Here is a 13,945-nt window from a genome sequence, read left to right as displayed (position 1 = left end):
TCAGCGCTGTCACTCAGGGCTGACTCAGTCGCAATACTCAACCGAGCACCACTCCGAACAACGCGCCGGCCGCAATCGTCGTGACGGCCAAGATGATGGTCGGCAGGAAGAACGAGTGGTCGACGAGCTTGGAACCGAGCTTCGTGCTGCCCGAGAGGTCGAAGTTCGCAGCCGCGATCTGCGAACCGTTTGTCGGCAACAGATAGACGCCGGCAAACGCTCCGGCCCACATTCCGCTCACCAGACCGGGTGCAATCCCGGCAGCGAGACCGATCGGCACGATGGTCCTCGTAGCGGTCGACTGACTGGTCGTCAGTACACAGACCAGGAAGACACCGAGCGCGAAGATCCACGGCGCGGCGTTGACCCAGTCGCCGACGGTGCTCGTGATCAGCTCGGAATGGGCGCTGATGAACGTGTCCGTCAGCCATGCCAGACCGAACAGCGCGATGGCCGAGACCATACCGGCACGGAACACCGTCGACGACGGCACGTCGGCGACATTCGGGCGGCACACCAGCAGGATCAACGTACCCACGACGAACATCAGCATTTCGATGATCGGTGTCATCCCCATCGGAGTACCGTCGGCAGCTTCGGGACGAATCCCCTTGAACAGGCCGAAGATCACGATAGCCAGGACGCCGGCGAGGAAGATCAGTGCCGCGTTTCGTCCGGTCTTCGTCGAGACGAGTTCGGTCTTGGAGGCTGCACCAGGTCCGGCCAATTCGCCCGACTTCATCTTCGCCTGTATCTCCGGGTCGTCGTCGAGATCTTTGCCGAGTCGGTTGACCGCGATGGAGGAAAGGACGATGCCGACAACAGCGGCCGGGAAGGTGATCTTGATGATGTCGATGAGTTCGAAATCGTAGGGCGGCACGTCGGTCAGCGTGACCATTGCCGCCATTGCCGCGGACACCGGACTACACGCGAGCGCCACACCGGTCGAGACAACTGACAGCGACAGCGGTCGTGACGGCCGCACACCGTTCTTGTACGAGACGTCGTAGATGACGGGGAGCAGTGGGTAGAGGATGTTGGACGTGCCGGCACCGACCGAGAACAGGAATGACACCAACGGCGCGATCAGCGTGATCTGTTTCGGGCGAGATTCGATCAACTTGGCCGCGATGGTGACCATCCAGTCGATACCACCGGCCGCCTGCATCATCGACGACGCGAGGACGACGGACAGGACGATGAGGAGAGCGTCGACCGGAGGACTGCCGACGTCCTCTCCGAAGACGAACACGAGGACGGCAACACCTGCGCCGCCCCACAGACCGAGAGCGACACCGCTCGATCTGGTACCCATGACAATCGCCCCGAGCACTACCGCCAGCTCGAGGACAATCTTGACTGCTTCCATCAGGCACTCGCCTTCTCGATAACAAGAGAATCGCTATAACAGGGCAAATAGTATGCTCTGCACTTCGGCTGCAGGCACGAACACGCTGTCGGTGGGAAGGGGCAATATGGTGGTCGTGACCAACGTCCTCGGTAGGTTCTCGCCCGCCACACGCGAGTGGTTCGGCGGCGCTTTCAGCGCTCCGACGGCTGCGCAGCTCGGCGCCTGGGAATCCATCGCGAGTGGCTCTCACACACTTGTCGTCGCACCCACCGGCTCCGGCAAGACGTTGTCGGCGTTCCTGTGGGCCCTCGATCAACTCGCCGCCAAGGACGAAGGCGAACGCGCCACCAAAGTCCTCTACATTTCGCCGCTCAAAGCGCTGGGTGTGGACGTCGAGCGGAACCTTCGCGCGCCGCTGGTCGGCATCACGCAGACGGCGAAGCGTCTAGGCCTCACTCCGCCCGAGATCACCGTCGGTGTCCGTTCCGGTGATACGTCCCAGGCCGATCGGCGCTCGTTGATCAAACGACCCCCGGACATCCTGATCACCACGCCTGAGTCGTTGTTCCTGATGCTCACCTCCGCTGCCCGGGAAACACTGGTCGGTGTCGACACCGTGATCGTCGACGAGGTTCACGCGGTGGCGGGCACCAAGCGCGGCTCTCACCTCGCGCTCTCACTGGAACGCCTGGACGGCTTGCTCGAGCGTCCGGCGCAACGCATCGGATTGTCGGCCACTGTCCGTCCGCACGAGGAGATCGGGCGGTTCCTCGCCGGTTCGGCACCCATCCGGATCGTGGCACCGCCTGCCGCCAAGACCTTCGACCTCACGGTCCGTGTTCCCGTCGAGGACATGACCGAACTGGGGATCGCGACGCCGGACGACGGTTCCGAATCTCCCACCCCGCAAGCCGGTTCGATCTGGCCCCACGTCGAGGAACAGATCGTCGACCTCGTTCTCGACCACCGATCGTCCATCGTGTTCGCCAACTCTCGCCGCCTCGCCGAACGATTGACAGCCAGGCTCAACGAGATTCATGCAGAACGCATCGGTCTGGCCGTCGAGAAAACATCTCGCCCGCCCGCGCAGATCGGGGCTCCCACCGAGGTCAACTACGGCGCAGAACCCCTCCTTGCTCGCGCCCACCACGGATCGGTCAGCAAAGACCAGCGAGCCCTCATCGAAGACGACCTCAAATCGGGTCGATTGCGATGCGTCGTCGCCACCAGCAGCCTCGAACTCGGAATCGACATGGGCGCCGTCGACTTGGTCATCCAGGTGGAGGCACCGCCTTCGGTTGCCAGCGGCCTGCAACGTGTCGGCCGCGCCGGCCACCAGGTCGGTGAGATATCGCGAGGCGTCGTCTTCCCCAAGCATCGCACCGACCTGATTCATTGCGCGGTGACGGTCGAGCGCATGGTCGAAGGCAAGATCGAAGCGATGGCCGTTCCGGCCAATCCCCTCGACATCCTCGCTCAGCAAACTGTTGCGGCCACCGCTCTCGAACCGATCGACGTCGACGACTGGTTCGAGACGGTGCGCCGAAGCGGTTCCTTTGCAACGCTTCCCCGTTCGGCGTACGAATCGACTCTGGACTTGCTGGCGGGGCGGTACCCCTCGGACGAGTTCGCCGAATTACGTCCTCGCCTTGTCTGGGATCGTGAGTCCAACACGCTCACGGGCCGCCCGGGTTCGCAGCGTTTGGCCGTCACTTCCGGCGGCGCAATCCCCGACCGCGGCCTCTTCACCGTCTACATGGTTGGCGAGAAAGCTTCCCGCGTCGGCGAACTCGACGAGGAAATGGTCTACGAATCCCGGGTCGGCGACGTCTTTGCGCTCGGCGCCACCAGTTGGCGGATCGAGGAGATCACCTTCGATCGGGTTCTGGTCAGCCCCGCCTACGGCATGCCGGGTCGTTTGCCCTTCTGGCATGGCGACGGACTCGGTCGCCCCGCCGAACTCGGACAGGCGTTGGGACAATTCGTTCGAGAGACCGCGCTGGGTAACGAAGCCGACGTCGTCGAGCGTTGTCGCGTGGGCGGGCTCGATCACAACGCCACAACCAATCTGATCCAACTCGTCGGTGAGCAGAAAAATGCCACCGGGCAGGTGCCGTCGGATCGAACCCTGGTGGTCGAACGCTTCCGCGACGAACTCGGTGACTGGCGTCTGGTGCTGCATTCCCCGTACGGCCAACGGGTTCACGCACCGTGGGCCCTCGCCATCGGGGCGCGCCTGCAGGAACGATACGGCGTCGATTCCAGCCCGACGGCCTCCGACGACGGCATCATCATCCGTCTCCCCGACACCGAGAACGAACCTCCCGGCGCCGAACTGTTCACCTTCGACGTCGAGGACATCGAAGATCTGGTCACCCAAGAGGTGGGCGGCTCCGCGCTCTTCGCTTCCCGATTCCGCGAATGTGCCGCCCGCGCACTGCTTCTCCCCCGCCGCAATCCCGGAAAACGTGCACCACTGTGGCAGCAGCGTCAGCGGTCGGCGCAACTGCTGGACGTCGCCCGCAAGTTCCCGACCTTCCCGATCCTGCTCGAGACCGTACGCGAGTGCTTGCAGGACGTTTACGACCTGCCTGCACTGAAGGAATTGTTCGGCAAGATCGAGAAAAGGCAGATTCGAATCGTCGAGGTGGAGACGGCCTCTCCGTCTCCGTTCGCCAGTGCGCTCCTGTTCAACTACGTGGGTGCGTTCATGTACGAGGGCGACAGCCCCCTCGCCGAGCGACGCGCCGCCGCTTTGTCCTTGGACTCCACGCTGTTGGCCGAACTCCTCGGCCGCGTCGAACTACGCGAGCTCCTCGACGCCGGAGTGATCGAGCAGGCCGAACGTGAACTGCAACGGCTCGTCCCTGACCGAAAGGCCAAGGACCTCGAGGGTGTTGCCGACCTCCTCCGCATGCTCGGCCCGCTGACCACCGAAGAAGTCACCGAACGCTGTCTCGAGGACCCGGTCTCATGGCTCGAGAAGTTGGTTACGGACAAACGCGCCCTCCACGTCTCGTATGCGGGCGAGAGCTGGTGGACCGTCGTCGAAGATGCAGCGCGGCTTCGCGATGGACTCGGCGTTCCCCTACCCATCGGCGTTCCGGCCGCGTTCATCGAGCCGGTCGATCAACCACTCGACGACCTCCTGAGCCGGTACGCCCGCACCCACGGTCCCTTCACTCTCGCCGACGCGGCTGCACGCTTCGGTCTCGGAGTATCAGTCGCGCGTGACGTTCTCGGTCGGCTCGCGCTCGAAAAGCGGGTCCTGGAAGGTGAATTCCGCCCGTCTGCAACCGGGAGCGAATGGTGCGACGCCGAGGTCCTGCGTCGCTTGCGGCGACGCTCGCTCGCCGCGGCACGGCAGGAGGTCGAGCCGGTCAGCACCGCGACCCTCGGGCGATTCCTTCCCAGTTGGCAGCACGTGGGCGGCACGCTGCGAGGAATCGACGGTGTTGCAACGGTGGTCGATCAACTTGCCGGCGTCCCGATTCCGGCGTCCGCTCTCGAATCGTTGATCCTGCCGAGCCGAGTTGCCGACTACTCTCCCGCGATGTTGGACGAACTCACGTCGACGGGTGAAGTCCTGTGGTCCGGATCGGGAGCTATCTCGGGCAAGGACGGGTGGGTAGTGCTGCACCCCGCCGACCTGGCACCGATCACGCTCAATTCACCCGCCGACACCGACGTCTCGGAACTGCAGAAGCGCATCCTCGACCTGCTGTCCGGCGGCGGTGCCTACTTCTTCCGCCAGTTGGTCGACGCGTTGCGAACTACGGAGTCGGCTGCGGACACGGTCGACAGTGCGGTGACGACGGCGCTGTGGGAGTTGGTGTGGCTCGGACACATCGGTAACGACACCGTTGCACCGCTGCGCGCACTTCTCTCCGACACCACCAGAACAACAACCAGTCACCGATCACCTCGCCGTGTTCCGCGGGCCCGTCCGTACCGCGGAATGGCCCGCGCTTCCACGCCCGCGCGCACGGGACCGGCAACCGCCTCCGGTCGGTGGTTCCAGCTGCCAGGTATCGAACCTGACCCCACTATCCGGGCGCACGCCACGGCTGATCTGCTGCTCGAACGATACGGCGTCGTCACCCGCGGTTCGGTGATGAGCGAGAACGTGCCGGGCGGTTTCGCGTTGATCTACAAGGTACTGAGCACGTTCGAGGACAATGGGCGCGCTCGACGCGGATACTTCGTGGACACCCTGGGCGGCGCTCAATTCTCCACGCCTCCCGTGGTGGACCGCTTGCGGACGTTCGGCGATTCCATCGAGGGGCGCCACACCTCCTCGGCTGCAGTCACTCTCGCGGCGTGCGACCCGGCAAACCCGTACGGCGCGGCGCTGCCGTGGCCGGCGTCGGGGGGCGAAGAGTCACCAGGACACCGACCCGGGCGAAAAGCCGGCGCACTGGTAGTTCTGGTGGAGGGTGAGTTGGTTCTGTTCGTCGAGCGCGGCGGTCGCACGATCCTGACATTCACCGACGACGGCGGAACGTTGCGCCTGGCAGCACTGTCACTTGCTCAGAAGGTGACTTCTCGCGCCATCGACAAGTTGGTAGTTGAGAAGGTCGACGGAGAGACCATCCACGGCAACGATTTTGCTCCGGTCCTGGTCGAAGCCGGCTTCGCGGCCACCCCTCGCGGATTCCGGTTGCGGTCATGAGGATTGGGGTCATGATGATTGAGATCGTGGAAGTTGAGATCCTGAAGTGTGGGTGCGGCGACCATGCCTGAGGGCGATACCGTGTGGCGGGCCGCCAATGAACTGCGCGCTGCCCTGGCCGAGAAGGTACTCACCACCTGCGACGTCCGCGTTCCTCGTTACGCCACGGTTGATCTGTCGGGCCATCGCGTGGATTCCGTCGCCAGCCGCGGAAAACATCTCCTGATCCGAGTGGGCGAAGCGTCCATTCACACGCATCTGAAGATGGAAGGTCAGTGGCAGATTTATCGCCCCGGCGAGCGCTGGCGCCGACCCGCCCATCAAGCGCGCATCATCTTGGCCACCGAAGACTCTGTAGCAGTTGGCTTTTCACTGGGAATCACCGAGATCCTCGAACTCGGGCAGGAACAGGAGGCCGTCGGACATCTCGGACCGGATCTGCTCGGGACCGATTGGGACAGTTCCGTGGCCGCCCGAAATCTTCGGGCCGCCGACTCCGTACCGATCGGAATCGCGCTCCTGGATCAGCGCGTGATGGCCGGACTGGGCAACGTGTACCGAAACGAGATCTGCTTCCTACGAGGTATTCACCCGAAAACGCCGACACATCTCGCGGGGAATCTCGACGCGATAGTGGATCTGTCTTTTCGCACCATCAACGTCAACAAGTCGCGTCGCATCCGGGTCACGACCGGCGACACCCGTCCAGGTAGGCAGACATGGGTTTACGGCAGGCGCGGAAAACCGTGCCGCCGATGCGGAACCCGCATCAGAGAAGACACCCTCGGACCGGATCAGCTCACCGAGCGAAATATCTTCTTCTGCCCGGCCTGCCAGCCCTTCACGCCTGATTGGCGTTGATCAGCAGCCTGACGCAGTGGCGGACAAATCGATCACGGTCCACGACGATCGTGCCGTCCAGATAACCGATGAACAGTGTGAACAACGCCCCGACCAGTCCGACTGCCACCAGTTGCTTGTCCACGGGATCAGCGATCTCGGACAACTGGTCGTACACGAGGTCCACGAACGCCGGCATCGATTCGATACCGCGGCCGCTCAGGACGGGTTCCGAGAGCGGGGCGATCAGGAGCACTCTCCCCATCGCCGGATCGTCGACCATCAGCTTGACGAAAGCGTCGACCGCAGCGGTGGCGACGGCCTCGGATGTCGTCTCCGACTCCACTGCCGACGCAAGCGCCGACTGCGCACGCTCGGCGACAAACGTGTGGACCGCGACAACGTACTGATCGCGATCGGTGAAGCTTTCGTAGAAGTACCGCTCGGTCAAACCGGCGGCCTTGCAGACCGCACGCACATTGACGGACGGACCGTCGACGGCACCGAGCAGTGTCACTCCGACGTCGAACAACGTCGCCTTTCGAGTGGCCCTGCGTTCTTCGATGCTCACAACTTCCCCACTTCGCCGACACTTGTTCTTCAATGCACCCGGTATTCGATCCTTGACTACCGCTGTTGTCGATCCTAATCTGACAACATGCGTAGTCAACTTGACGACAGCAGCACCCCGGTTCCCCTCGGTCCGGATTCCCTGACCTGGAAGTATTTCGGCGACTGGCGCGGGATGCTCCAAGGTGTCTGGGCAGGTTCGATGCAAAACATGCACCCTGGTCTCGGCGCCGGGGTCGAGGAGCACTCGCAGTTCTTCGACGAGCGCTGGGAACGGCTGTACCGCTCGCTGTATCCCATTGCAGGCGTGGTCTTCGACGGCGATCGCGCGCAGCAGACAGCCGAAGAAGTCCGCGGCTATCACACACGAATCAAGGGCGTCGACAAGTTGGGGCGTCGGTATCACGCACTTGATCCCGACACTTTCTACTGGGCGCACGCAACATTCTTCATGGGCACCATCGTCACTGCCGAGAACTTCTCCGGTGGCTTGACCGAGGCCCAGAAACGTCAGCTCTTCACCGAGCACATTCAGTGGTACCGCCTGTACGGGATGAGCATGCGCCCTGTTCCCGAGACCTGGGAAGCATTTCAGGAGTACTGGGACCACATGTGCCGCAACGTACTCGAAGACAACAAGGCGACCCGCGACGTCCTCGACCTGTCGGGACTCGGCAAGCCCCCGTACATGACGTGGCTACCCGATCCGTTGTGGCGGCTCGCCCGAATCCCCCTCGCCCGCGGATTCGTGTGGCTGACGGTCGGAATGTACGACCAACCGGTTCGAGACCTACTCGGCTACTCGTGGACCAGTCGCGATCAGAAAATTCACAACGCTGTCGGCCGCACCGTCAACGCCGTCTTCCGTCTGGTGCCGTGGCGATACCGGTATCAGCCACGTGCTCGCGCGGGATGGGATCGAGCTGACGGCCGAATCCCCGCCGATGCACCACTGGTCCACACACCGGCGCGCAACCTGCCCCCGCTCGAGCAGCGAGATAACCCGATGCACTACAGCCCCAGGGTCTGATCTGCCATGCTCTGAACATGGAGTGGGACCTGCGAACCCTGCTGAACCGTCCGATCACGTCTCACGGTGCGCCGCTGGGACAAGAACGTGTGGCGGCGAGGACCACCGCGTACATCTACGGCAACATTCTTGTCCTCGCCGCACTCATACCGGTGACGAAATCTCAGGAATCGCTCGGCGCCGCGATTGTGGTCGGCACGGCATTGTCGACATACATCGCCCACACATTTGCCGAGGGTGTCGGCGAGAGCATTCGCAACGATCGCCGACTGACGACCGCGGAGAGAATCGACTCGCTTCGCGATTCCGTCCCGATCCTCACCTCTGCGGTTGTTCCTGTCGTCATTCTCGCGACGGCGTGGTTCAACTTCCTGGAACCACGGACGGCGCAGTTGATCGCGGAAATCGTCTTGATCCTGCGGATCGGTTCCACCAGTTACGTGATCAGCCGACTGCACGGCGAGAAAGTCAGTACGAACACCCATCTGGCAGCCTTCGGCCTCGCCGCCGTCGCCACCCTCATAGTCGGGTTGAAGATAGTGCTCACTCATTGACGAGCCACAAGTGCAAAAGAAGTCAGACCGGTCGTATATAACTAAGACGGGCAATTCGCAGAAACCTAACAATCGGTAATTTCGATGTGCGGTGATCGACGACTAACTCGGCCCACTTCTATCAAGTAGGCAGAGGAGCAGCCCGCAATGACAACACCACAGTCGCCGTACCCCTGGAACAACGACCCCAACAACACGACACCTCTCCCTCCGCCCCCTCCTCCGCCGCCGGGCATCACACCCGGTCAGGCTCCGTACTCGGGACATCAGCCTGCTTACACCCCGCCCCGGCCCCCATACGGTCAAGGCACTGGATATTCGCCGATGCCTCCCCGCCCACCGAAATCGTATGCATGGCTGTGGGTCCTACTGGGAGTTGTCACAGTCGCACTCGTCGCCGTCGTGGTCTACGTATGGGTTCTCCCTCTCGTCTTGAACGACAATTCCGACGAGAACACCGCACGCACGGAAACCGTGGTGATCACCTCACCTGCGGCCGCGCCGCAGAACGGCGTCGTCACACCCGCGCCCAACGAGTCGGTCCCTGCCAGCGCAGCGCGTTGTGGATCGGTGTTCTCGAACAACGAATTCACGACGTCCGCCGTCGGCACCAGCGTGACGTCTTGTGAGTTCGCCGAAGAAGTGCGCTACCAGTACGTGAGCCAGGGTCGACGCGGCGGCCCGGTCTCCATCAGCGCGGTCAGTCCGGTCACGGGAACTCGGTACTCGATGAACTGCGCCGGCAACAAAGTCGTCACGTGTACCGGCGGAAACAACGCGGTGGTCTATGTCTATTGAGCAGTGCGTCGAGGCTCGTAGCGGGACGCGCCGACGGCTCCTGGCGGTTGCACTCGCCACTGCTTCTGCAGCAGCCCTCGCGGGCTGCACGATTCCGACGCGAGACGAGTCGTCGGAGAAGGTCGAGACGATCACCGAGATCGTCGTCGTTCCACCGGAGCCGACAGAGACTCCTGCCGCCCCGGGCAACGGTGTCGGCCCGCTCGCCGGATTCGAGGCCCTGGGCAACACCCTCGGCGGCGCCGTGGGTATCGCACTCGTGCCCGTCGGCGGAGGTCAGTCACTCGTTGCCGGCGAGTGGCAGAACGGAGTCGCCTGGTCCACCATCAAAGTCCCACTGTCCATCGCAGCCCTCCACGAACCCGACAACACAGAACTCACAACGGTCAAGCAGGCGATCACCACCTCCGACAACGAATCAGCCGAAGAACTGTGGCGAGGCCTCGGCGATCCGACCACTGCCGCAGCGAAGGTCGAGTCAGTCCTCGTGGCCTCCGGCGATATGTCCACCACCGTGGAATCACGCACGCTACGACCAGAATTCAGCTCGTTCGGTCAAACACAATGGCCACTTGCCGTCCAAGCGCAATTCGCCGCCACCCTGCCATGCCGGAGCGACGCCACCGAAGTCTTCGGGCTCATGGGCAGCATCAGCCCCGACCAACAGTGGGGCCTGGGAGTGATCCCAGCCGCTCGATTCAAAGGTGGGTGGGGGCCGGACGACGACGGCGGCTATCTGGTCCGCCAATTCGGGATCATCAGCAGCGGCACCGGACAACTCGCTGTCGCCATCGCAGCCAAGCCGGACTCGGGCACTTTCGCCGACGGTACTGCGATGCTCAGCGACATCGGCCGCTGGGTAGGCGAACGAGCGCAGGCTTTACCCATCGGCGGCACCTGCCAACCGAGCTGAAGTACTGCCGGTCGAGGGAGGTACTGCCGTTACCCGGCTGAGCAGTCACTCCCGCCGAACCCCCGGCCGCCGCTACCGTGGACGACATGAGCATCCCGAGTCTGAAACTGAACAACGGCGTCGACATCCCCGCGCTGGGTTTCGGCGTGTACCAGACGCCGCCGGACGAAACAGTCGCCGCCGTCGAGTCCGCGCTGTCGACGGGTTATCGCCATATCGACACTGCGGCGGCCTACGGCAACGAGAAGGGCGTCGGTGAGGCGATCCGGCAATCCGGACTCGATCGCGCGGACATCTTCGTCGAGTCGAAGGTCTGGATCACCGACTACGGATACGACGAGACTCTGCATGCCTTCGACAAGAGCGCAGGCAAACTCGGTGTCGAACAACTCGACCTCCTGATCCTCCATCAGGCGTTGCCGAGCGAGTTCGAGCGCACGATCGACGCGTACAGGGCGTTGGAAACGCTTCTGGCCGACGGCAAGGTCCGCGCCATCGGAGTCAGTAACTTCATGCCGGATCACCTCACCCGACTCCTGGACGCAACGTCCGTGGTGCCGGCGGTCAACCAGATCGAGGTTCATCCGTACTTCAGGCAGTCGACTTTGCTCGAGGCCGACGCCGATCACGGGATTCTGTCTCAGGCATGGTCACCGATCGGCGGAATCACGTTCTACCGCGACGGCTCCCACGGCTCGACCCTCGAGGACGCCACCATCGGCGCCATCGCGACCGCTCACGGCAAGTCGCCTGCACAGGTGATGCTGCGCTGGCACCTCCAGCAGGGCCGCCAGGTGATCCCCAAGTCGGTGACTCCCTCGCGGATCGCGGAGAACTTCGACGTGTTCGACTTCGAACTCACCGCCGAAGAACTCTCCGCAATCGACGCACTCGACACCGGAGTTCGCGGCGGTCCCGAACCCGAGGTCATCACCCGCGAGAAGTTCGGAATCGAGATTCCCGAAGCCTGAACCCGGCAGCTTGAACAACACAGCAGCCCCAGTGATCTAGCTGGCGCTCCACCCGCCGTCGATGGTGTACGAAGCCCCCGTCACCATCGAAGCCTCGGGCGATGCCAGCCACCCCACCAGCGATGCCACTTCCGCGGGCTCGACCATCCGTTTGATCGCGCTCTCAGTGAGCATCACCTTCTCGACAACCTCGGATTCACTGATTCCGTGAACCTTTGCCTGGTCGGAGATCTGGGATCGCACGAGTGGCGTCAGGACGTAGCCCGGATTGACGCAGTTACTGGTGACACCGTGTGGGGCACCCTCGAGCGCAACAACTTTCGACAGGCCTTCGAGTCCGTGCTTTGCCGTGACGTACGCACTCTTGAATGCCGAAGCGCGGAGCCCGTGGACCGAGGAAATGTTGACGATGCGCCCGAATCCTTTGCGGTACATGTACGGCAGGGCCGCTCTGACCAGGAGGAACGGCGCTTCGACCATGAGGCGTTGAATCTTCCGGAAGTCCTCGACGTCGAAATCCTCGATGGGACTGACCCGTTGAATGCCGGCGTTGTTGACAAGTATGTCCGTCTCGAGTGCCAGATCCACGAGTTGGTCGGTGTCGAGGAGATCGACGGCCCACGCAGTGCCGTCAATCTCGTCGGCCAGCGCCTTCGCGGCGACGTCGTCGAGATCAGCGACGGTGACGTGGGCGCCGCGGGCGGCAAGGAGTCGAGCACACGCCTCGCCGATACCGCTGGCACCACCGGTGACCAGTGCCGTTTTGCCGGAGAGCGTCATGCGGAAACACCGGCCCGCTCGTCGGCGAGCACTCGTGCGTCGGCGGCATCGACGGACTCGAGCGAGATTCCCTTGGTCTCCCGCGCGAAAACGACTGCGACGATGGTGACCAGAGATGCCAACAGGAGATAGATCGCGATGGGGACCGAGGAGTCGAACTTGCTCAGCAGTCCGGTCGCGATGATCGGAGCCAGTGAACCTGCCACGATCGACGTGACCTGATATCCCAGGGAGACACCGGAATAGCGCATCCGGGTCGGGAACATCTCGGCCATGATCGCGGGTTGGCCGGCGTACATGAACGCGTGGAACACAAGCCCGATGATGATTGCCGACAAGATGACAGCATTGTGCCCGCTGTTCATCATCGGAAAGGCGAAGAATCCCCATGTTCCGGCGGTGACGGCGCCGATCATGTACACCGGGCGTCGACCGATCGTGTCGGACAGTTTGCCCACCAACGGAATCACTGCGAAGTGCACGGCATGTGCCATCAGCATCCACCAGAGGATGTGCGCCGTGTCCGCATGAACGACGACCTTGAGGTAGGTGATCGAGAAGGTCACCACGAGGTAGTACATGACGTTTTCGGCGAAACGCAGGCCCATCGCGGTCAACACTCCGCGCGGGTAACGCTTGACCACCTCGAAAACGCTGTACGAGGTTGCCTTGACCAGTTCTGCTTCCTTCTGCGCCGCAACGAAAATGGGAGCGTCGGTGACCTTGGTCCGAACGTAGTACCCGACCAGAACGATCACCGCGGAGAGCCAGAAGGCAACGCGCCAGCCCCAACTCATGAAGGATTCGTCCGAGAGCGTCGACGTCAGGATCAACAGCACGACAGTGGCCACCAGGTTGCCCATCGGCACGCCGGCCTGAGGCCAGGACGACCAGAACCCGCGAGATCGATTCGGGCTGTGCTCGGCGACAAGGAGTACCGCCCCACCCCATTCGCCGCCGACAGCAAATCCTTGGATGAAGCGCAGCGTGACCAGCAGTGCCGGCGCCCAGTAGCCGATCTGACCGTAGGTCGGTAGGCAGCCCATCAGGAAGGTCGCGGCACCGACCAGCAGCAAACTGAACTGCAACAATTGCTTCCGGCCGAACTTGTCTCCGAAATATCCGAAGACGATTCCGCCGAGTGGCCGGGCGGCGAATCCGACGGCGTAGGTGATGAAAGCCGCGATGATCGCATCCAGCTCGTTGCCGCCGCCAGGAAAGAAGACTTTGCTGAAGACCAGCGTGGCCGCCGTGCCGTACAGAAAGAACTCGTACCACTCGACCACGGTGCCCGCCATCGAGGCGCCGACCACCTTCTTCAGCCCCGATGGTGGGGCTTGGCTCTCGGGTTTCGGCATGTTGTCGACGCTCATCGTGGACTCCCTCGTCTTCAGTTCGCGATTCGCCTGCTCTTCACGATCAGGAATGTGACCGCTCGCACATTTTTTTGTGACTCGATGAGTATC

At 62.9% G+C, this 13,945-nt stretch carries 11 protein-coding genes; 7 read left to right on the top strand and 4 right to left on the bottom strand.

What is annotated here, in order from left to right; all coding sequences use genetic code 11:
- Window positions 1-37: 37 nt before the first annotated feature.
- Window positions 38-1,369 carry an anaerobic C4-dicarboxylate transporter family protein gene (locus G9U53_RS01205; protein WP_003940851.1) on the bottom strand — a complete coding sequence of 444 codons (1,332 nt, stop codon included), beginning with the start codon at window positions 1,367-1,369 and terminating at the stop codon, window positions 38-40.
- A gap of 106 nt (window positions 1,370-1,475) precedes the next feature.
- Here G9U53_RS01205 and G9U53_RS01200 point away from each other — a divergent pair, with 106 nt between their 5' ends.
- Both G9U53_RS01200 and G9U53_RS01195 read left to right on the top strand, forming a co-directional pair.
- Window positions 1,476-6,023 (top strand): ATP-dependent helicase, encoded by a 4,548-nt coding sequence (locus G9U53_RS01200; RefSeq protein ID WP_042449813.1) that lies wholly within the window; start codon window positions 1,476-1,478, stop codon window positions 6,021-6,023.
- 63 nt (window positions 6,024-6,086) lie between these two features.
- Window positions 6,087-6,884: a DNA-formamidopyrimidine glycosylase family protein gene (locus tag G9U53_RS01195; RefSeq protein ID WP_064074959.1), complete on the top strand. Its 798-nt coding sequence runs from the start codon at window positions 6,087-6,089 to the stop codon at window positions 6,882-6,884.
- Here the strand turns inward: G9U53_RS01195 and G9U53_RS01190 are convergent.
- Window positions 6,865-7,434: a TetR/AcrR family transcriptional regulator gene (locus G9U53_RS01190; RefSeq protein ID WP_064074929.1), complete on the bottom strand. Its 570-nt coding sequence runs from the start codon at window positions 7,432-7,434 to the stop codon at window positions 6,865-6,867. The genes G9U53_RS01195 and G9U53_RS01190 overlap by 20 nt on opposite strands.
- 87 nt (window positions 7,435-7,521) lie before the next feature.
- Here G9U53_RS01190 and G9U53_RS01185 point away from each other — a divergent pair, with 87 nt between their 5' ends.
- The 5 genes from G9U53_RS01185 (at window position 7,522) to G9U53_RS01165 (ending at window position 11,699) form a co-directional block, all read left to right on the top strand.
- The gene (locus tag G9U53_RS01185) at window positions 7,522-8,463 is read left to right on the top strand and encodes an oxygenase MpaB family protein (RefSeq protein ID WP_042449607.1); all 942 of its coding nucleotides are present in this window, start codon (window positions 7,522-7,524) and stop codon (window positions 8,461-8,463) included.
- Between the two features lie 17 nt (window positions 8,464-8,480).
- On the top strand, window positions 8,481-9,017 hold the full coding sequence (locus G9U53_RS01180) for a hypothetical protein (RefSeq protein WP_003940745.1): 537 nt from the start codon (window positions 8,481-8,483) through the stop codon (window positions 9,015-9,017).
- A gap of 147 nt (window positions 9,018-9,164) precedes the next feature.
- Window positions 9,165-9,815 carry a serine/threonine protein kinase gene (locus tag G9U53_RS01175; RefSeq protein WP_225320334.1) on the top strand — a complete coding sequence of 217 codons (651 nt, stop codon included), beginning with the start codon at window positions 9,165-9,167 and terminating at the stop codon, window positions 9,813-9,815.
- The gene (locus G9U53_RS01170) at window positions 9,805-10,728 is read left to right on the top strand and encodes a hypothetical protein (RefSeq protein ID WP_030535049.1); all 924 of its coding nucleotides are present in this window, start codon (window positions 9,805-9,807) and stop codon (window positions 10,726-10,728) included. Before G9U53_RS01175 ends, G9U53_RS01170 begins: the two co-directional genes overlap by 11 nt.
- A gap of 86 nt (window positions 10,729-10,814) precedes the next feature.
- Complete coding sequence (locus tag G9U53_RS01165; RefSeq protein ID WP_165638230.1) at window positions 10,815-11,699, top strand: aldo/keto reductase; 885 nt, start codon at window positions 10,815-10,817, stop codon at window positions 11,697-11,699.
- Window positions 11,700-11,735: 36 nt separating this feature from the next.
- On the opposite strand, the gene G9U53_RS01160 is transcribed toward G9U53_RS01165, so the two are convergent.
- Window positions 11,736-12,479, bottom strand: coding sequence for a 3-hydroxybutyrate dehydrogenase (locus G9U53_RS01160; protein ID WP_165638229.1), 744 nt, complete (start codon window positions 12,477-12,479; stop codon window positions 11,736-11,738).
- The gene (locus G9U53_RS01155) at window positions 12,476-13,852 is read right to left on the bottom strand and encodes an MFS transporter (RefSeq protein WP_064112821.1); all 1,377 of its coding nucleotides are present in this window, start codon (window positions 13,850-13,852) and stop codon (window positions 12,476-12,478) included. Before G9U53_RS01155 ends, G9U53_RS01160 begins: the two co-directional genes overlap by 4 nt.
- Window positions 13,853-13,945: the final 93 nt, after the last annotated feature.

This window comes from Rhodococcus sp. D-46, assembly GCF_011290655.1.
GTDB classification, from domain to species: Bacteria; Actinomycetota; Actinomycetes; order Mycobacteriales; family Mycobacteriaceae; genus Rhodococcus_F; species Rhodococcus_F qingshengii.
The sequence above is the reverse complement of the archived record's forward strand: the minus strand, read 5'-3'. Positions and strand labels throughout refer to the sequence as shown.

Excerpts from the sequence above, each read along its gene's own strand:
- G9U53_RS01205 (WP_003940851.1), bottom strand. The coding sequence starts at position 1,369 with ATGGAAGCAGTCAAGATTGTCCTCGAGCTGGCGGTAGTGCTCGGGGCG.
- G9U53_RS01200 (WP_042449813.1), top strand. The coding sequence starts at position 1,476 with ATGGTGGTCGTGACCAACGTCCTCGGTAGGTTCTCGCCCGCCACACGC.
- G9U53_RS01195 (WP_064074959.1), top strand. The coding sequence starts at position 6,087 with ATGCCTGAGGGCGATACCGTGTGGCGGGCCGCCAATGAACTGCGCGCT.
- G9U53_RS01185 (WP_042449607.1), top strand. The coding sequence starts at position 7,522 with ATGCGTAGTCAACTTGACGACAGCAGCACCCCGGTTCCCCTCGGTCCG.
- G9U53_RS01180 (WP_003940745.1), top strand. The coding sequence starts at position 8,481 with ATGGAGTGGGACCTGCGAACCCTGCTGAACCGTCCGATCACGTCTCAC.
- G9U53_RS01175 (WP_225320334.1), top strand. The coding sequence starts at position 9,165 with ATGACAACACCACAGTCGCCGTACCCCTGGAACAACGACCCCAACAAC.
- G9U53_RS01170 (WP_030535049.1), top strand. The coding sequence starts at position 9,805 with ATGTCTATTGAGCAGTGCGTCGAGGCTCGTAGCGGGACGCGCCGACGG.
- G9U53_RS01165 (WP_165638230.1), top strand. The coding sequence starts at position 10,815 with ATGAGCATCCCGAGTCTGAAACTGAACAACGGCGTCGACATCCCCGCG.
- G9U53_RS01160 (WP_165638229.1), bottom strand. The coding sequence starts at position 12,479 with ATGACGCTCTCCGGCAAAACGGCACTGGTCACCGGTGGTGCCAGCGGT.
- G9U53_RS01155 (WP_064112821.1), bottom strand. The coding sequence starts at position 13,852 with ATGAGCGTCGACAACATGCCGAAACCCGAGAGCCAAGCCCCACCATCG.